Annotated in this window: 14 protein-coding genes; 2 read left to right on the top strand and 12 right to left on the bottom strand. The window is 51.8% G+C overall.

The window, feature by feature from the left end:
* Positions 1–46: 46 nt before the first annotated feature.
* From AC3ZPD_RS12930 to yicI, 5 genes are all read right to left on the bottom strand, one after another.
* Positions 47–1,771, bottom strand: coding sequence for an ABC transporter substrate-binding protein (locus AC3ZPD_RS12930; RefSeq protein ID WP_490984703.1), 1,725 nt, complete (start codon positions 1,769–1,771; stop codon positions 47–49).
* A gap of 297 nt (positions 1,772–2,068) precedes the next feature.
* The gene (locus tag AC3ZPD_RS12925; protein ID WP_490984702.1) at positions 2,069–2,974 is read right to left on the bottom strand and encodes a carbohydrate ABC transporter permease; all 906 of its coding nucleotides are present in this window, start codon (positions 2,972–2,974) and stop codon (positions 2,069–2,071) included.
* A gap of 12 nt (positions 2,975–2,986) precedes the next feature.
* Positions 2,987–4,051 carry an ABC transporter permease gene (locus AC3ZPD_RS12920; protein WP_490984701.1) on the bottom strand — a complete coding sequence of 355 codons (1,065 nt, stop codon included), beginning with the start codon at positions 4,049–4,051 and terminating at the stop codon, positions 2,987–2,989.
* Between the two features lie 194 nt (positions 4,052–4,245).
* Positions 4,246–6,024, bottom strand: coding sequence for a sensor histidine kinase (locus AC3ZPD_RS12915; protein WP_490984700.1), 1,779 nt, complete (start codon positions 6,022–6,024; stop codon positions 4,246–4,248).
* 193 nt (positions 6,025–6,217) lie between these two features.
* The gene (gene yicI / locus AC3ZPD_RS12910) at positions 6,218–8,536 is read right to left on the bottom strand and encodes an alpha-xylosidase (RefSeq protein ID WP_490984699.1); all 2,319 of its coding nucleotides are present in this window, start codon (positions 8,534–8,536) and stop codon (positions 6,218–6,220) included.
* Between the two features lie 135 nt (positions 8,537–8,671).
* Here yicI and AC3ZPD_RS12905 point away from each other — a divergent pair, with 135 nt between their 5' ends.
* Positions 8,672–9,568, top strand: a complete 897-nt coding sequence (locus AC3ZPD_RS12905; RefSeq protein WP_490984698.1) for an AraC family transcriptional regulator — start codon at positions 8,672–8,674, stop codon at positions 9,566–9,568.
* Positions 9,569–9,689: 121 nt separating this feature from the next.
* Positions 9,690–10,727 carry a protease complex subunit PrcB family protein gene (locus tag AC3ZPD_RS12900; RefSeq protein WP_490984697.1) on the top strand — a complete coding sequence of 346 codons (1,038 nt, stop codon included), beginning with the start codon at positions 9,690–9,692 and terminating at the stop codon, positions 10,725–10,727.
* A 110-nt stretch (positions 10,728–10,837) separates the two neighbouring features.
* On the opposite strand, the gene AC3ZPD_RS12895 is transcribed toward AC3ZPD_RS12900, so the two are convergent.
* From AC3ZPD_RS12895 to AC3ZPD_RS12865, 7 genes are all read right to left on the bottom strand, one after another.
* A complete protein-coding gene (locus tag AC3ZPD_RS12895; RefSeq protein ID WP_490984696.1) occupies positions 10,838–12,259 on the bottom strand; it encodes an ABC transporter substrate-binding protein in 1,422 nt (473 codons plus the stop codon).
* Positions 12,260–12,356: 97 nt separating this feature from the next.
* Entirely contained in the window at positions 12,357–13,190 is an 834-nt protein-coding gene (locus tag AC3ZPD_RS12890; protein ID WP_490984695.1) for a carbohydrate ABC transporter permease, read from the bottom strand.
* Positions 13,187–14,152, bottom strand: a complete 966-nt coding sequence (locus tag AC3ZPD_RS12885) for a carbohydrate ABC transporter permease (protein WP_490984694.1) — start codon at positions 14,150–14,152, stop codon at positions 13,187–13,189. Before AC3ZPD_RS12885 ends, AC3ZPD_RS12890 begins: the two co-directional genes overlap by 4 nt.
* Positions 14,124–15,665: a bifunctional metallophosphatase/5'-nucleotidase gene (locus tag AC3ZPD_RS12880; protein ID WP_490984693.1), complete on the bottom strand. Its 1,542-nt coding sequence runs from the start codon at positions 15,663–15,665 to the stop codon at positions 14,124–14,126. Before AC3ZPD_RS12880 ends, AC3ZPD_RS12885 begins: the two co-directional genes overlap by 29 nt.
* Before the next feature lie 10 nt (positions 15,666–15,675).
* Positions 15,676–16,203: an RNA 2',3'-cyclic phosphodiesterase gene (gene thpR, locus AC3ZPD_RS12875; RefSeq protein ID WP_490984692.1), complete on the bottom strand. Its 528-nt coding sequence runs from the start codon at positions 16,201–16,203 to the stop codon at positions 15,676–15,678.
* A gap of 41 nt (positions 16,204–16,244) precedes the next feature.
* Positions 16,245–17,024, bottom strand: a complete 780-nt coding sequence (locus AC3ZPD_RS12870) for an HAD family hydrolase (RefSeq protein WP_490984691.1) — start codon at positions 17,022–17,024, stop codon at positions 16,245–16,247.
* A gap of 426 nt (positions 17,025–17,450) precedes the next feature.
* Positions 17,451–19,034 carry a response regulator gene (locus AC3ZPD_RS12865; protein WP_490984884.1) on the bottom strand — a complete coding sequence of 528 codons (1,584 nt, stop codon included), beginning with the start codon at positions 19,032–19,034 and terminating at the stop codon, positions 17,451–17,453.
* Positions 19,035–19,310: the final 276 nt, after the last annotated feature.

Raw genomic sequence — 19,310 nt, 5'->3', positions numbered from 1 at the left:
AGCTCTATCTTTTGCCTTAATTCTTGCTCGAGCTATTTTCGAGCTCTTACTGAACTTCTTTGCCTGTAAAGAGCTCTACTCTTTTCTTAACAAGTTCCGTGTATTCGGCTTCCATCTTCTCAGCCCCCGCTTTGTTCAACTCCGCGATGAAAGCATCGTACACTTTGTCAAAGTCGGCCGGTTTGGCCAATACCGCTTCAGGAATCCGTTTGCGGATGATATCCTGCGTTTTTTGATAGATCACCTGGTAGTCGCCGTCTGTAGGAACCGCCATGTTATAAAGGGCGCCCCAGTCTTTGACAGGGAGATCTTTTTCGCTAGGGAACAGATCTTTCCAGGTAGTTGCGCTATAGGCTTTCAAAGCTTCTTTCTCCGGTGCGGAATAGCTGGCAACGATTTGGTCCGGGAAGTTTGTCGTGTAGTAGTTGCCTGTGGAATCCTTTACTCCGTCTCCATAGTGCGGACCAAATACGCTGTACAAGCCGATGCCTGTTTCCTTGGCAAAGTTATTGGCATCGTTCACTTTTCGGTCTTGGATTTCTTGCGGGATTACGCGCTGGCCGTTGGCATCAACCGTATATTGTTTACCTTCAATGCCCCAGTTTCTAAGCACCTGGCCTTCATCGGACGCCAGCCAGTCGATGAATTTGATCGCGCGGACCGGATCTTTGCAAGCGGTCGTGATCGCGATGCCGTAGCCGTCAAGACCAACGGATTGCAGCTCGTGATCTTGGGTCGAGCCGTCCAATTGGACTGGAAAATGCCCGTAAGTGTAATCGTTTTTGCCTGCTGTTTTCAGAGCGTTTTCCGCGTTTTGGTATTCCCATTCCTGGGAGATCAGGCCAAGGACGCGGCCGCTGGAAATTTTGGCTTGGTACTGGTCGTCCTTCTGCACAAAAGTGTCTTTATCCAGCAGACCTTCGTTATACATTTTGTTCAGCCAGCGGAAATATTCTTTCTCTTCCGGACGTTTGTAGTGCAGCATGGCTGCATAGGTTTCAGGGTTCACGTAATATTCGCCGTCATCCGGAGCACCGGTAGCGATGAACGCAGGGTTCGTAACGGTGATCATGATTTTCCAGTCGTCCGCATTCAGCGTCAAAGGAATCGTGGGCTGTCCGTCGGTCGTCGGATGTTTGGCTACGTATTCCTTCAGCACTTTTTCGTAGTCGTCAAGCGTTTTGATCTGCGGATAACCCAGTTCTTTAAGGACGCGGAGCTGGACCTCAAAGCCGCCTGTCGCGTCAAAATATTGGTTATCAACGCCGACGTTGGTCGGAATTTGATAAATCGCCGGATCATCGTTGCTGTATTTCAAACGATTCATGCTGTCTTTCATCAATGCTTTGATATGTGGCGCGTATTTATCGATCAGGTCCGTCAAGTCGATTACGGCTCCGGCATCCACAAGTTTAGGAAGCTCGCCTTTGGCGTAAATCAGGTCCGGATATTGGCCGCTCGCCGCCATCAGGGCCACTTTGCTTTGGCCCCCGCCGCTGCCTACGTCATATTCGGCGTTAATCGTTACGCCCGTTTTAGCCGTAATTTCTTTGCCGACATCGTCCTGCATATTGTTCCAGTTCGGGCTGACGTCAGCACCGAAGAAACTGAAAGTAACCGGTGAAGTGTCGTCGGCCGAGCTTGCGGCGTTGCCGCTGTTCGAAGAACCGTTGTTGCTTGCATTGCCGTTATTGCCTCCGCCGCAGCCGCTAAGCAGGAGAACGCCAGCCAGAGTCAAAACCGCGAGAGATTTAGGATTTCTCCATTTCATTCTACTTTCCCCCCAAAAAATTGATTAAGCCTATATCGTATATCAGGCTTGGCCTGGACATACCGTTGTTGAAACCGCCATTCGGCGTACAGCCTTTACCCGAACCCGCGGCGGTCTAGCCTGTGACCTCCAGGAAGTAAGGGCTTTCAAGAAACCTTCAAAAAAAGGGGCTTGAAGCGCTTTGCCCCGGAACTGACCATCCGGAGCAGGTTCGCTTCATCTTTGCCAAAATACGCTGCGAAGCCAAGGCTTGTCAGCTAATCATTTAGAGCCCTGGCCTGTTGTCCGCTCGGCTTATCAAGCTTTCACAGCGCCCAGCGTCATCCCGCCTACAAAATATTTCTGCAGGAAAGGATAAACGATCAGAATCGGAAGCGTAACCACAATGGTGATCGCCATTTTAATCGATTCCGGAGAAACGTTGGCCATCTGGTTGGCCAGGTCGTTGGCATTGGTCATCGCGCTGCCCTGATTCGTGCTGTCCAAAATTTTCATCAGCTCATATTGCAGCGTGGTCAAGCTAGGTTTGTTGCCGTTGTAGAGATATGTGTCAAACCAGGAGTTCCATTGGCCTACCGCCAGGAACAAAGCGATCGTAGCCAGCACCGGCTTGCACAGCGGAAGAATGATTTTGTAGTAGATCACGAAATCATTCGCGCCGTCCAGTTTGGCCGATTCCTGCAGGGCGTAAGGCAGACCGTCGATGAAAGACCGGATCACGAAGACGTTAAACGCGCTGACCATACCGGGCAGGACGTAGATGCCGAAGGTACCGAGCAGGTGCAGGTCGCGCATCAGGATGTAGACCGGAACCATGCCGCCGGAGAAATACATCGTCATCGCCAGGAAGACCGATACGAAGCGGCGGCTTCGGAAATCCGGCCGGCTCAGCGTGTAAGCCAGCATGGAAGAGCTGATCAATCCAAGCAGGGTACCGATGACCGTCCGCAGGATTGAAATTTTAAAGCCTTGAACCAGTGAGGTATAACCAAAAATCGTTTTATAATTTTCCAGCGTAAATTCCCTAGGCCAGATGTAGATCCCGCCCCGGACCGTGTCGGTCGAATCGTTCAGCGAAATCGCCAGCACGTTCAGGAACGGATACAGCGTGACCACGAGCACCAGGCCGAGAAGGATGTAGTTGATCACGTCAAACGTCCGCTCGCCATTGGTTGCATTAAATGCCTTGCCGCTGCTTGCCATACTGCCCACCTCCTACATGATGCTTTCTTTCGCGAATTTTTTAAACAAACCGTTGACGGTAAAGAGCAGGATAATGCTGATGACCGAGTTAAACATGCTGATCGCCGTACCATAAGAGAAGTGGGCGATTTTAATCCCGTAATTCAGGGCGTACAGGTCGAGCACCTGCGAATAATCCGTTACGAGACTGTTGCCGAGGAGCATTTGTTTCTCGAAGCCGATGCTGAGCAGATGCCCGATCGACATAATGAAGAGAACCATAATCGTGGAGCGGATGCCCGGAATCGTAATATTCCAAATTTGCCGGAAACGTCCGGCCCCGTCCACACGGGCGGCCTCGTAAAGCTCTTTATCGATGCCGGTAATGGCGGCCAAATAAATGATGGCGTTCCAGCCGGTTTCCTTCCAGACATCGGAAGCGGTTACAATCCCCCAGAACCAGGTTCCCTTAGCCATGAACTGAATCGGTTCATCAATAATGTGGAGCCAGACCAGAAGCTGGTTGATGATGCCGTCCATCGAAAGCAGATTTGAGATAATTCCGGCCACGACAACCCAGGATACAAAGTGAGGCAGGTAAGAAACGGTCTGCGTCACCCGTTTGAAGGCCATGCCGCGGATTTCGTTAAGCAGGATCGCAAACACGATCGGAATGATAAATCCGAAGATCAGTCCCAGCACACTCATCGCAAGCGTGTTCCGCAGCACCAGATAAAACTGATCGTCGTGAAACAATCTTGTGAAATTATCGAAACCCACCCACTTCTGTTCGCTGAAGGATTTGGCAGGTTTGTAGTTTTGAAAAGCCATCGTCCAGCCCCAGAGCGGCAGGTAGTTAAAAACAAACAACCAGATGACGAACGGCAAAGACATAAGATACAAATACTTTTGCTGGACCAGCGTTCGCCAGAAACCGCTTCGTTTCTTCGGCGGGAGGCCGGTTGCGCTTTCATTTCCAGGTAAATTCGAATGCTTTCGGAACCCTTTGGATTCTGATTTTTTCCTTTTCTCCCGTTCCGTTGGCACAGAGGATACGCTTTCACTCATGGCTGCCGTTTTGGCTGTTAGCGTTTCCATTGCTTTACTCCCCCTCTCTGCTATAGGTTTATTCTAGGATGAAAGGGCTTTCGGGAATACCCGAAAGATTGGAGAAAAAACCATATAAAAATTAGAGATCGATCTGAAGAATCAGAGAAATGTTGGCTTAGAAGAATAGAGAAATGAAAGAATTAGAGGATTTGCGACTCAAAAAAAAAGGAGTTTCTCGGCCCCTACACTAAAGAGAGAGGGATCGAAAAACTCATCCGTGTTCCATGCCCGTATTTGCTTTCTATCACCAGACCGCTGCTTTCGCCGTAGGACAAGGTCAGGCGCTGATGCACGTTGCGGAGGCCGATCCGGTTGTTCTCTTCTTCCGGCCCGGAGATGAAAGCAAGCACCTCCCGCAGCCGTTCCGGCGTCATTCCGCTTCCGTTATCCTCTACGCTGACCTTCAGCTCGTTATCCCGGATAGCAAGATTAACGGTGACCCGGACGGTCCCGTCCTTGTTCTCCAGACCGTGCACCACGGCGTTCTCCACCAGAGGCTGAACGATAAGGGCCGGCACCCGCAGCAGCCGGGTTTCGGGAGCGACATTCAGTTCATATTCCAGCCTGTCCTCATAACGGAATCTTTGAATCTCCAAATAAGAAGAAACCATCTCCATCTCGTTTTGCAGCGTCGTTTTCTCCCGGCCGATTTCGAGATTTTTGCGCATCAGCTTGCCGAGGAGCCGCACGACGTTGGCCAGTTCCTTTTCCCCTTTTATATACGCATTCATCCGGATGGATTCCAGGGCATTAAACAGGAAATGGGGATTAATCTGGCTGGCCATCATCTTCAGCTTGATTTCCCGCTGCGCGATTTCGAGCTGATTGTTCTGCTCCGTCGTTTCCACGACCTGGTTCATCAGGCGGCTGATGCTTTCCACCATATAGTTGAACTGCCGGGATAGCTGGCCGATTTCATCGCTGCCGTCGATCTGCGAGACGACGTTCAGATCGCCGAGAGCAAGCTTGTTAAAACGCCGGCTCAGCACCAGCAGCCGTTTGGTCGTCAAGATGGACACCGTGTAAACAAAAAAGAGGGCGACAAGCAGCACCAGCACTACAATCAGCAGCCCGATCAGGCTGACCTTGTTGGCGCCTTTGACGATGCTTTGCGTCTCGAACAAGGAAATGACCTTTAAGCCGTTTACGCTCGAATCCGGGTAAATGGAATCCACAACCACATAGGAATCTTTGCCGTTGATTTCCTTCCGGTAAGTCCCTTTAGCTTCGCTGTTCAAATCACTGTCAAAGCCGATATCCTGCAGCTTTTTGCCGACCATGTCCGGATTTTGGGCCGCGGCCACGTAACCCTGCTCGTCGACGACGACCGTTTCAAAAGGCTCCTGAACCAGCATCCGGTTTAGTTCCGACTGGCTGACCTCGACCACCAGCACCCCGGTGGTGTGATATTCGGGAAAAGACACCTGGCGGACCAGGGACAGCCGGTTGACCGGGGCGTCCTCCTCCCCTTCCACGTAAAGCCAGTTAACCGCTTTGGTGCCCATAGCTTTTTTGTACCAATAAGCGTTTTTGGCCGAGGACGTTAAAGGGATGATTTCCAGATTATTGACCAGCGTAGGGTTATCGAAATAAATCTGAATGCCGGCGATCTCCTTGTATTGGGTTTTATAATCCTTGAACGCGGAAAAATTCCGGTAAGCGATAGTCAACTGCAGATCGCTCTCATAACGGGTATTGACGATCGTCTTTAGTTCTTTATCAAAAAGCAGAAGGTCCGAGACGTTAAGCGGTACTTTAAACATCGTCTCCATCTGCATCGTAATTTTCTCCACATTATTGGTAGCCTGCTCTACCGCGCGCTCCAGCGTCTGCTGCCTGAAATAGTTGGTTATGACGCCGCCGACGATCAGCACCGGAATCATGACGATCAGGACATAAGACACAAGAAGTTTGTGTTTCATCTTCAGGTTATTGGTTTTTTGCAGCAGTTTATCCAACAATTCCTATGCCACCTGCCCCTCTTAGAAGCGCTTACACTTTTCCGGCTTCATGGACTTCCGGCTTGACTCTGTTTGATCTGTGCCGCTTGTCCTGTCTCTAACATTTTACCACAACTGCCTGCTCCCTTAGCGAAAAAGAAAACCTCCGGGCCGTTCCCGTGAACGGAACTGCCCGAAGGTCCCAAGCCGACCTTTATTTAAACGTGATCGTCAGCGTCGTTTCGCCATTAAAGGCGGCTGCCTTCACTTTGCCGTCCGCCAGCTCCCCGCCCTGCACGGAAGCCACTTCTCCGATGCCGTGCACGGAAACGTAGAACGGTTTGCCCGCTCCTTCGGCTCGCACCGTCAAGGTTTGACCGGAACGTTCGGCCGTTACGGACAATTCCGTCTCGCCTTTCGTATTAGGCACGATCCGGCTTGCCGAAGCGCCGTCCTGCAGCTCGTATACGGCCAGCTCCACGCCGTCCGCATAATCATAGTCCGGACGCGAGCTGTTTGCCCCGCGCGCCAAAATCGTATTCTCGCGGACCCATAACGGCAGGTTCAGGAAGTCGTAAGTTTCTTTGTACCACTTGCCGCCTTCCGCCGTTTTGCCGGTCAGGAGATGAGTCCAGCGTCCTTCCGGCAGATAATAAACAACCCGGCCGTCTTCGCTGAACACCGGAGCCACCAGCAAAGCGTCGCCCAGCATATATTGACGGTCCAGCAGATCCGCCGTCGGATCTTCCGGGAACTCGAGCAGCATCGGTCTCATCAACGGCACGCCCCGCTTGGAGGCCTCCACGGCTTTACCGAACAGATAAGGCATCAATTCAGCTTTAAGCTTGGTAAACCTGCGGGTGACTTCAACGGATTCCTCGTCATAAGCCCAAGGCACCCGGTAGGAGGTGCTGCCGTGCAGCCGGCTGTGGCTCGACAGCAGGCCGAACTGGAGCCAGCGTTTGAACACAGGAGCAGGCGCCGTATTTTCGAACCCGCCGATGTCATGACTCCAGAAGCCGAAGCCGCCAAGACCGAGAGACAAACCGCCGCGCAGGCTTTCGGCCATCGACTCGTAATCCGCGTAGCAGTCGCCGCCCCAGTGAACCGGAAACTTCTGGCCGCCGGTTGTTGCCGAACGGGCAAATACGGCCGCTTCCCCTTCGCCGAGTTTCTCTTTCAGCGTCTCAAACACTACCTGGTTATAGAGATAAGTATAGTAGTTGTGCATTTTTTCCGGATCGGAACCGTCATGGTAAACCACGTCCACCGGAATCCGCTCGCCGAAATCGGTTTTGAAGCTGTCCACGCCCATGTCTACCAGTTCTCTCAAATATCCGGCGAACCACTCGCAAGCCTCCGGATTCGTGAAATCAACCAGCGCCATGCCCGGCTGCCACAGGTTCACCTGCCAGACGTCGCCGTTTGGCTTCTTCACCAGGTAACCGTGCTTTTTGCCTTCCGCGAACAGACGGGATTTCTGGGCGATGTACGGATTGATCCAGACGCAGATTTTCAGGCCTTTGGCTTTCAGACGCTCCAGCATGCCCGCGGGATCGGGGAAGACGCGCTCATCCCATTTGAAATCGGTCCAATGGAATTCGCGCATCCAGAAGCAGTCGAAATGAAATACGTGAAGCGGCAGATCCCGCTCCGCCATGCCGTCTACAAAGGAGTTTACCGTCGCTTCGTCATAGTTGGTCGTGAAGGACGTAGACAGCCATAAACCAAACGTCCAGGCCGGCGGCAAAGCCGGTTTGCCGGTCAGGTCCGTATATTTGTCCAGCACGCCTTTCGGGTCGGGACCATCGATCACGTAATATTCAAGCGATTGTCCAGGAACGCTGAACTGCACTTTTTTGACTTTCTCGGAAGCAACCTCGAAGGATACGCCGCCGGGATCGTTGACGAATACCCCGTAGCCTTTATTGGTAACGTAAAAAGGAATGTTTTTATAGGCCTGCTCGGAGCTGGTGCCGCCGTCTTTGTTCCAAATATCTACGACCTGACCGTTTTTCTGGAAAGCCGTAAAACGTTCGCCGAGGCCGTAAACGTATTCGCCCACCGCAAGGTCAAGCTCTTCGCGCATATATACGTTGCCTGCGGAGTCCAACACATGGGCGCCGGCTTTAAAGCCGCTGGCCGTAATCCGTTCTTCGCCTCTATAGAAAGCAAAAGAAAAATGAGCGCCCTTGCTGATGCGAACGCTAAGGCCGCCGCTGGTCAATACGGCTTCCTCTTCCGTCTCCGTAATCACGGCATGGCTGTCGTCCGCCGCGCTGAGCTCGAAATGAGGACCGGTATCCCGCACGCCGTCGAAATGGATCCATTTCACGCCGATCACGCCCGGAGCCGGAGCATGAAATTGGGCAGTGAGCAAAACGCCGTTAATCGTATCTGAGCGGCCGGTCAGCGGGGTCGCCGAGACATAAGCGTTCAAAGAGCTGCCTTCCCGCTCCACCTCATAAAGCTGTACCGCCGGAATAATCGTAAAACCTTCGCGAATCAGCCAGTTGCCGTCCGTAAATTTCATCCTGATCACACAACCTTTTCTTTGAACTTTTACAAATGGTTTTGTAAGCGCTATACTAGCATTATACTGATCGATAATTAAAAAAACTAACATAATTGGATGATCTAATAACACGATTTTGACGAGGTGATCGGATTGGAGCAGGCATTGAAACAGATGCTCAAGGAAAGCCGCGTACACGGCGAACATTTGCGGCCGTTTGGCGCTTATTTAATGGAATACGGCCCCGGCGAGCATGTCGTGGACTGCCACTGGCATGACGAAGCGGAATTTTTTTATGTCCTGGAAGGCAACGTCATGTTTCAGGTGGATGAGGAGCTGTTCCCTGTTCAGGCGGGCGAAGCCGTATTTATCGACGGCGGGGACATCCATGCGGGCCACGCGCACGGCACGGAGGGCTGCCGTTTTTTTGCGCTGGTCTTCGGCCAGCAGCTGCTGAGCAGCGCCAATTATGATGCCGTGCAAAACGCGACCATCCTGCCTTTTCAGGAGCGCAAGGCTTCCTTTCCACGGCTGATGAGCCGGACAACGGCGGCGGAAGCCCGCCTGCTGGAGCATCTGGAGGCGATGTTGAACCTTTGCCAAAAACAAAGCTCCGGCTTTGAGGCGGCTGTCAAGGGGCATCTGCTCCTGATGCTGCATGAAATCGCGGCCGAAGGCATCGCCTGCGACCGGAGCGTCAGCAATTCCGGCGCCTATACGCGGATGGAGCGGCTGAAAAAGGTGCTGCTGTTTATTCAGCGGGAATATGACAGGCCGATCCGGCTGAAGGACCTGGCCGAACTGATTCCGATGAGCGAAGGGCAGTTCTGCCGTTTCTTCAAATCGATGACCGGGCAAACGCCGGTGGATTATATCAACAGCTACCGGATCCGCCAGGCGGCCGGTTTGCTGACCCAATCCGAACGCAAAATTTCCGACATTGCCCTTGAGGTCGGTTTCGATAACATCAGCTACTTCATCCGCGTGTTCCGCAAAATGATGAAATGTTCTCCTTCCGCTTTCCGCCGCGGGGAAATCGAAAGTTTATAAGTCGCGCCTCCCGGCCCGGTTCCGGCCGGCGGCTCCGATTTTTTTAACCGCCGATTGCAACCTTCCGCGTGGAAAGACCGTCCATAAAGATACCAATAATAGCCAAGGAGTGACCTCAACCATGAAAAAATCCGTTCGCACGCTACTGCTGACGCTGCTGCTCCTGAGCACGGCGGCCATGCCGGCATGGGCTTTCTCGGATACGCAATCCGACGTGAATGCCGATAAAATCGAAGCCCTTAAAAATGACCAGGTACTCAGCGGCCTGCCTGACGGCAAGTTTGATCCCCAAGGCGCCATGACCTATGCCGCCGGGGTGTCTGCCATCGTCAACGGCTTTCAACTGACGATTCCGAAGGAAGATTCGCCCGCGGCCCAAACGGGGAGCTTGTCCGGCAAGTTCAGAGTCGGAGCCTGGTACTACAACGCGTTTAGAATTGCTGCGGCTAACGGGCTTACCCTTCCTTCAGACGTCGACCCCAACGCGCCGATGAGCCGCGAGGTGTTTGCCCATCTGCTGTCCGAAGCCATCAATTCGACCGGAAACTACCCGACGATCCTGATTTACACCGAAATCAAGGATGGCGACCAGCTGAATCCGGACTATGCCGGTAATGTCCAGAACCTCATCAACATCCGGATCAATCTGCTGGACAAGGATGGCAATTTCCAGCCTAAACAGGCGGTCACCCGCAGTACGGCAGCCGGCTGGCTGTATGACGGCATTCAATTCGTGAAAAAAATGAAGGGCCAAGGTCAAGACGACCTTGCTCCAGGGATGTCCCATCCGCTCATTCCTGCGGATCCGCCAAGAATGTCCCACCCGCTGATTCCTGCGGATCCTCCCGCGCCGGGAATGTCCCACCCGCTCATTCCGGCTAACGATCCGTTAAGCGGCTACAGTCTCAGCACGAGTAAAATCAGTGATAAAGTCAACGAGGTCACCATTACAGCCCAGGCCCCAACGCCGGGTTATTCGCTCAAGATCGCCTCTATCGTGTTTGACGGCGACCAGGCCGTCATTTATACGGAAGTCGGCCGACCAAACGCGGATGCGATCGTCCCTCAGGTCATTACGGAAATCAAAGTAAGCACCTATATTTCTGCGGATTACAAACCCGTTCTGGCTAATGGCGGGGGCGAATCCACGGGCAGTTGATTTTGCAAACAGCGGTGAAAAGGGCATTCCGGAGTATGATTCCGGAATGCCCTTTTTTAATTAAGCTTATTTCCTTTTGCACGAATTCAGCCGAAAAGGAACCCGCGGAGCTATTGCTGAGCTTTAGCCTGCGCAGCCTGCAGCTGCTGGTTAACATCCCCGCCTCCGATCATGATCGCCTCCCACATGTCTCCAATCGCCTGGGACAGCTTGCCGGATTGCGAAATGACCCGGTTAAAGTCCAGGTTGCCGGACGCCAGCACGGCATTGACCGCAGCAGCCCGATAATACGCTGGATCGCTGCTTGGCCCCGCGGCCAGAAACTGCTTATACGCCGGTTCATCCAGCATCGCTTGGCTGACTGGCAGATTCCCCGTAGCTGTAAGCCATTCCACATTTGGCTCGGCCTCCGTCAAGAAAGAGAGGAGCAGCCACGCGGCAACCCGCTCTTCTTCAGTGGCATTGGCAAAGATGACATAGTCTTCTCCCTTTGAGAAGCTGACCGGATGGTCAGGGTCTTTTTGGGGTACCGGCGCCACGCCTACTTCAAAGCTTTTTTGACCGGCTTCGGGTTTAGGCACGGCATACTGCGCGCCTGCGGCAGCCCCGATAAACATATAGGTCTCTTCATTTACAAAAGCGTTGCTGCTGTACTTTTTCCCCGCCGTGCTGGGCAGCAGCTCAGGCATCGTGAAATAACCCTTGTCCATATTTTCCTTATAAAAGGTAAGAGAATCCCGGCTGGCGTCATTGTCGATATCAATCGTTCCATCCTCTTGGATATAAGGACTCCCCCATTGTCTGGACAGCAGATTAAACGGGGCGTCCCCGTACGCATTATCGAAGCTGAAACCCGGTTTGCCCGTTTCCTCCTTGATGGTTTTAGCGTCAGCTGCGACTTCATCCCACGTTTCGGGCGCCTGCCAGCCTTTGCCGTCAAAATAGGTTTTATTATAAATCAGTACGTCCGACGTCTTTTTGTTGGTTGGAAAACCGAACATCGTGCCTTCCGGACCCAAACTTTTTACTTCGTCCAAATAATATGAAAAGAGTCCATCGCTGCTGCTTGACAGTCCAATTTCCTTATTCTGATAGTACGGCATCAGATCGACAATGGCATCGCTTTTGATATATTCGGGAAAGGTTGCGGCATCGATATTGGACAAGGTTGGCGTTGACTTGGAAACGATGTTTTGGGTCAGCTTGTCCGTCAGTTCGCCGACGGCTCCCTGGTTGGAGAATTCCACCTTGATATTCGGATATTTGGCTTGAAAAGCGCCGACCATTTTCTGAAGCACAGGAAAATTCGACGTGCCGGTTCCCGTCCAGAACGAAATGTTCACCGTTTTCTTATCGGTCAGGACGCTTTGAACGGCTGCTTCCAAGGCGCCTTGATCCTGCGAAGAAACCGCTCCGTTTCCAGCCTGCGCAGATTGGCCGCCGGAATTTCCGGTTTCGGCAATTCGTTTGCCGCAAGCAGTGAGCGGAAGCAATAACAGAACAATTAAAATGGACAACAAGATTTTCTTCATTTATATTACCTCTCCCTTAGCAATTGGATTATTAAGAGGGTGGTGGCATCGAGGGCATCGAGCCTCACCGAATTTAGCTCTAAGAATTAATAACGCATTAACCCTTGATTCCCCCACGGGCCATCCCCGTGAAAATTTGTTTCCTTAAGAAGAGAAACATAATCACCAAAGGAAGCGTTACCAGCACTGCCGCAGACATCTGCAATTCATAGGCTACCGTTCCTACGCTATTGGTAAAGGCATTCTGCAAACCGTTGGAAACGAGTCTCAAGCTGTCCTTCGTCGTAACCAAATTCGGCCATGCATAGGTCTGCCAGATCAAGATCATGGACAGGATCAGGGACGTTGCCACAGCCGAACAAGATAGTGGCAGCACAACACTCCACAAGTAACGGAAGTTGGTTAATCCATCTACCTTGGAAGCCTGATACAACTCATCCGGAACCTGCAGGAACGTTTGCCGAAGCAGATAAATATTGAAGGGATTCACCCAATAAGGCACGACCAGGGCCTGCCAGGTATTCATCCATCCCCAGTGCGCAATCGTCTGGAAATTGGTGATGATCAGCATTTCCTGCGGAATCATCATCGTCGCAAGCACAAGGAAAAATAACGCATGTTTCCCGCGAAAACGAAGCCGGGCAAACGCAAAGGCCGACAGAACCGAAACAGCCGTGCTGACGGTTACCGTAGCCATTCCGGCAATCAAGTTGTTAAGCAGATAAGTAAGCAAAGGGGCCTGAACCAGGGCATCCATGTAATTACGCAGACGAAAATGCGCCGGGAATAACGTCGGAGGCGACAGATTGACCTCTGCCGACGATTTCAGGGACGTACTGATCATCCAATAAAACGGAACCAGCACCAGCACGGCGGAAAGGATCAAAAACAGGTAAAGCAGCGCCTGACCAAACCTTGATGTAGTCCTCACTGGTAGAATACCTTCCCTTTCGTCCATTTTAATTGCAGATATACAACGATCATGACCATCACCATTAAAATAACAGAGGCGGCACTGGCGCTGCTTACAGCCCCCGGCGTCAAATAATCGCCCAAAGCATCCATAATATACCCGACCAGCGTAATCATCATTTTGGAGTTGTCCCCCGGCGGCCTGTAGGAACCGCCAAACAGAGCAATCACGCTGGCATATGAGCGGAAGGCAAAAATAACGGACGTAACGAAAACGAAGATGGTGGTAGGCGACAGCAGCGGCAGCGTGATTTTGCGGATAACGGTCCATCTGCTTACGCCGTCCAGGCTCGCCGCCTCGTAATACGAGCGGTCGATGTTTTGAAGTCCGCTGAGAAACAACAGGATATGGAGGGACAATCCATCCCACACGCTGTAGAGAAATAAGACGAACAGGCTGCGCATATAAGCTTCATTGTACCGATGCTGCGAGCCTAAAATCCCTTCCCCGCTGATCCAGGCGACCGGCTTCATCCCAAACCATCCAAGGATGGAATTCATAAGCCCAAAATGCGTGTCGAAAATATAAGCAAAAACCATGCCTGCAGCAATCACGTTCGTGACCTGAGGAAGATAAAAGATCGTCAGGAATCCTCCTCTGAGCCGTCTGATTGAATTCAGAGCAAGCGCCAAAGCAAGAGAAACAAGCATCGAGCAAGGGACGCAGACGAAAGCGATAAACAGCGTATTGATGAGCGCTTTACCGAATGTCGGATCATTTGCGACATCCACATATTGCTTGATGCCATAACCCGTATAATCCCCCGTAAGAAACCGGTAGCCCAGCTTGAAAGAGGTAATAAACGTATGCAGAACGGGATAAACCGTGAAGACTCCAAGCAGCAGCAATGCCGGAAGCAGATAGACATAAGCCGAATGGTCGTAACGCGTTTTAGAGGAACTTCGCTTCTGTTTGAACATAGCCGAAATTGATCTCCTTTTTGTTTTTCACTAGGATGGATTCCGGAAGTTCGGCGGACATTCCGCCCTGTTCCCGAATGGTTTGAATGGTGCGGTCACGTAAAAAAATACCTGTGTATCGTCGGTCAATGCCCGACGAGAAATCATAACCCATCTCGTTAGAATCCAGGAATTCATCGACGGCGATTTCATAATAACGGTCCGGCTCCAGCGGCTGGCCATTCTCCAGCAGGACGGATTCGATTCGTGCACCAAACGGTTTGTCATAATCGGCCGTAACCTTAAGCCCGCTAATCGCAATAGGCGAAGCCCGCTCAATGCTCAGCGTGCTGATGCCGTTTTCGATATTTCGGATCAAGTCCTCGCCTCTTAGCTTCATCGTGACGATCTCGTCGTTGAAATAAAACAGCTTGCGGAGCTCGTACAACGTCACTTCGCCTGCCGCAAGCCCCGGACCCATGCGGCCTGAATAAATAAGTGCGACAAGGCAGCACGTTTGTTCTCGCATGACGCCGGTCACGAGTCTCGTCAGCGGCGTTCCTTCCATGTCTACCTCAGCCGTGATCGGAGATTTGTGCACAATCTCCTGCTCCAGCCGTCCGATGACAGCACCCAGCGTACGCTCCGTACGTCTTTTGTATTCTTCCAGTTTTTCCTGTATCACAGGGTCCGGAGTTATTTCGCCAGCTGTCCCGCCGGCATCCAAATAATCAGGGATGACCTTGCTGACCCGATTATCGCGGGAAAATTCAATTGCCAGCCTGGCAAACCCTCGGCCATGGCTGCCTCCTTGAACAACGGGGACGCCATAAATTTCCGCGCTTATGAACTGGTGCCAGTGGGCGGTAAATACCCCCGCCAGCTCGGGAACCTGCCGGCAAAGCTCCAGGACCTCTTCGCCAACAAACCCTGAATGATCCGCCGTATACCGAAGACCAAAATGCGTCAACGCTATGATCGCATCCGGTTTGCCCAGCGGGTCAGCCCCTCTGTTTAAGTAATCCACCCATTTCCTTGCTTCACGAGCCCCGTCCGCAATTTCCAGAATACGCACATCCTGCTCGTATCCATGGCGGTCCAGCCTCTCCCGGGTAGACAAACCCAGCAGTGCAATCTTGGTGCCGGCTTCCTCCACCATGACATAAGGCCTGAAGCCCGAAGCAATCTCGCCGGTCCTGCTGTCCAGGACATTCGCGGCAACAAACGTGAAGGCTCCTTGCGCCGACCAGTTTCCAAGCGCCTTCAGCCCGTATTCGAATTCATGGTTGCCCACAGCCGAAACCTTTGTTCCCAGCTTTTTCATCAGATAGGCAACCGGCTCGCCCGACAGTTCTTCCGACATAGGGTCGCCTTTGAAGTTATCTCCTCCGAAGACAACGATTGTGTGAGGATTGTCCAGCTTCTGACGCTCAACAAGGGTGCACAGCTTGGCAGAGCCGAGTGCATGGCCGGTCTCGAAAAGTTCAGCATGAAAGTCGTTGATTCCGATAATCGATACGGTCTTGGTCACCATGTTGTCTCCGTCACTCCCTTAGTTTGAAATCTCTTAGCTTGCGAAACCGCTGGCCCTCCTGTGTATGCTCCACTTCATACAAATGGAACCCGCACACTTTGAAGGACAAGGGAGAGATCGTGCAGGAAGGGAACGCATCCGAAATGTCGGAGCGGCAGTGAAAAGCAAGAGAAATGTGAGGGTTGAACAAGAAACTCGCCGTTCCGATACCCATATCGGATAACCTGCGATCGACTTCCAGCTGCAAAGCTTGCAGGCGAGGTTCCTCTTGTACATTGCTCCATACTACGTTCCGGTCCGAATGCTCGAACAACCCCAGTTCGTGAAGGGTCAAGCTGAACCCCTCGCATTCGATCTGCTCCATTCTTTCGACAATCGCCCTGACCTCCGGTGATTCACCGATGTAACGCAAGGTGAGATGGAAATTTCCGGCAGGTTCATATGCACCCTTGGGATCAAACAACCGCAGCTGATTTTGCACCCGTTCCAACTCCCTTTTAATAGCTGGCGGAGTATCTAAGCCTATAAAAAGTTCCAACGTCTATCCATCCATTTCAGTCTTTATTAAGTAGCCGGACGTCAGATGATTTTGTAATCATGCAGCGCCTTCCAGATTCCGTCCTCATCGGCGCTCCCGGTCACCAATTCCGCTACCGACTTTAATTCGTCGGTTGCGTTGCCCATCGCAATTCCATGACCGACAGCTAGCAGCATATCCACATCGTTAAAGCCGTCCCCGAACGCAAACGAATGCTCTTGCGGGATTCCGGCTTCAGCCATAAGCCAGCGGATAGCCTGTGATTTGCCTGCCTGTTTCGAGATCAGGTTAACTAAATATTCATGGGACCAATTCGTTAAATAATCGTCTAAATATTCCCCCATATATCGCGCTTCCTCTTTTGTGATATAAAGATGCGCCTGATATAAAGGATAGCTAGCCTCGAACCGGGCCATTTCCTTCGGCAGCGGGGAGCTGAAATCGCTCCAGACAGCTTGCACCCGCTCGTTCACATGGTCTACAATCTCACCGTGCTCGCAGTGCCCTCCATAAGCAAAACCATGGGTTCTCGCTTTTTCCATCATCGATCCGACGGACGGCAGTTGTATAAATCGTTCAAACACTTTCCGGCCCTGGTGAAAGACAAGCTGGCCATTCAGAAAGGTTATGGTTTCGCAGGGAAGAACCAGTTGCTCCTGAATAAAAGCCATCGACTCCGGTCCTCTTCCCGTTGCGATCACCACCCTGTGGCCGAGGGACCGCAGCCTAGCGATCGCTTCGCGGGTACTCTTCGGCACGCTTTTGATCCGGTGACTATAAAGCGTGTCATCAAAATCAAAGAAAAACAGCTTGGATTGCATGGGATCCGCTCCTTTCGCGATAGATAAATCGTATTCCGTTCTATTCGCCCCTTGAGAAAAAGGGCATTACGCCAGCATACAAGAGACAGTTCGGCAGTTTATACAACTTTTCGTTATTTTTTCGTAAAATAAATGTAAAATTATCTGCTCCTTTCGCAATAGAGGAATCATTTGCATGCTGTTCCGCCTTTTGAGAGAAGGGCGATACACAAGCATACAAGAGACGTCCGGACGTTTATACAACTCTTCGTTAAAACTTTGTAAAAAAAACGTAAAACCAGATTGCTTTTTCTCCACGGCAAAAAGCGCAGTCCCCCAAGGGAAGCTGCGCTTTTCATTTTTTCCTATCTTGATTTCCAACAAATTAGCATTCTCTTTATCCAGATCCAAGGAAGGGATCAAAGATCTCTGGCCATTCCTAAAGCGTCAAACTTGACCGCCCTCCTGCGACTCCCCGTTTTTGCGGTACGAAGAAGGCGAGGTGCCTACGTATTTGCGGAATTTGCTGTGGAAATAATCCACGTTCGTGTAGCCGACTTTTTCGGCCACTTGATACACCTTCATTCCTTGCTGCAAATATTGTTTGGCATGCTCGATCCGGACCTTGTCGAGATAGGTGTTAAAATATTCGCCTGTGGCGTTTTTGAACATCTTCCCCAGGTATGCCGTGTTGTAATTAAAAACGCCCGCTAAAGTTTCCAGCTTAAGGTTGTCGCTGAAATTGCGGTGGATAAAATCCAGCAGCGCTTTGATATCCTGCCCCTGCGAACGGCTGCCGAGCGGTTCCATGACCTGGTTTAACAATTCATCCACATGCCGGTAAAGTCCTTGAAGATTGCGCTGCTGGTAAACCAAAGCGATCCGGTCCATATAATCCTTCAGGCAGCTGCCAAGGACGGAATGACTTAAAGACAGCCGGGACAGCAAGCTGCTCAGCAGTTCGGCAAAATAACGTTTGACCTCCGCTTCCGAAGCCCCCGAGACCTCCAGCCATCCCCCCGCCGCGCGGATCAGCGGGCCGATCGCCGGTTTGTTGCCGATATCCATCGCGTAATAAAGCTTGTCTTCAAGCCCTTCGGGCTCTTCATGTCCTTCAGATCCTTTGGCGGACTCCCCCCGGCTCACAGGAGACAGACTTCCATTTTCCAGACTTAATATTCCGTTTTCCTCCGCGAAAAACGAATGCTTTAGCAGCTCCCGCGCCGCTTCATAGGATCCCGTCACCTCATGGAGAGAACGGACCAGCGGCCCCAGCGCTATCGTCGCCTCTACGCCGCTGCCTTCAAGCACAGAAGAAATTTCATGATAAAGCTGCTTGCGCATCTGTTCCCCAAGCACGGACGTTTTCAGCAAAATTCCGGTTTGAAAATGAATGGAAAAAGACCATCCCTTTCCGGTTTGCTCAAAATAATCGTTGATCCGCGCCTCGGCTTCCTCAATCAGGCCGATATCGGCGGCTTTGCCGGCAAGGACATGGAAATCGATCAGCATCACCTGATATTCTTTCCAATTAAGCCCCAGGTTTTCGGCCCTCGCCTCCAAAGCGGTTTTCTCCATCTCGCCCTGCTTCGTCAGCAGGGATTGCACAAAGATATCCCGGTTCCATTTCTCCGATACATCGTCCCACTGCTGCTTCTCGTGGTTATGCTGGTGATCCTCCCGGATTTTCTCGAGATAAGAGACCATTTCTTCCTCGTCTACCGGCTTCAGCAAATAACCGTCCGCCCGGTGGGCAATCGCTTTTTTGGCATAATCAAAGTCCGCATATCCGCTTAAGATCAAGATGTGCAGCCGGCTATCCTTCTCCCTCAGGGTTTGAATCAGCTGCAGGCCGTCCATGCCCGGCATCCGGATGTCGGCAACAACAAGCCCCGGTTTGATTTCTTCATATTTATCTATAGCCTCAAGTCCGTTCGAGGCGGTTCCTGCAACGGTAAAACCGCATTCCTCCCAGGGAATGATCACCTTCAGCCCTTCCCGAACTTTGGGTTCGTCATCCACAATCAGCACTTTAATCAAAGCGGGACCCTCCTTCAGAGCAAACCCTCGGTGTTCTAAACGCGCCTTTGCAGCGCTTTCATATGTAGAGATAAGGCAAACCGCATTTCTATTAGCATTATACTGAGTTTCCCCGCTAAAATCTTTCAAAATATCGTGTCCGGATAACACTATTTTAACCTTGCAAACGTTTTGGCAGAAATCCGTACAAAAAAAGACCGATCCGGACTTCCGTACGCGTATGCTAGGGGGCATTTGCGTCGGGTCCGAAACCGGCACTCAAGAGGT

This window comes from Paenibacillus mobilis, from assembly GCF_058267595.1.
The sequence above is the reverse complement of the archived record's forward strand: the minus strand, read 5'-3'. Positions and strand labels throughout refer to the sequence as shown.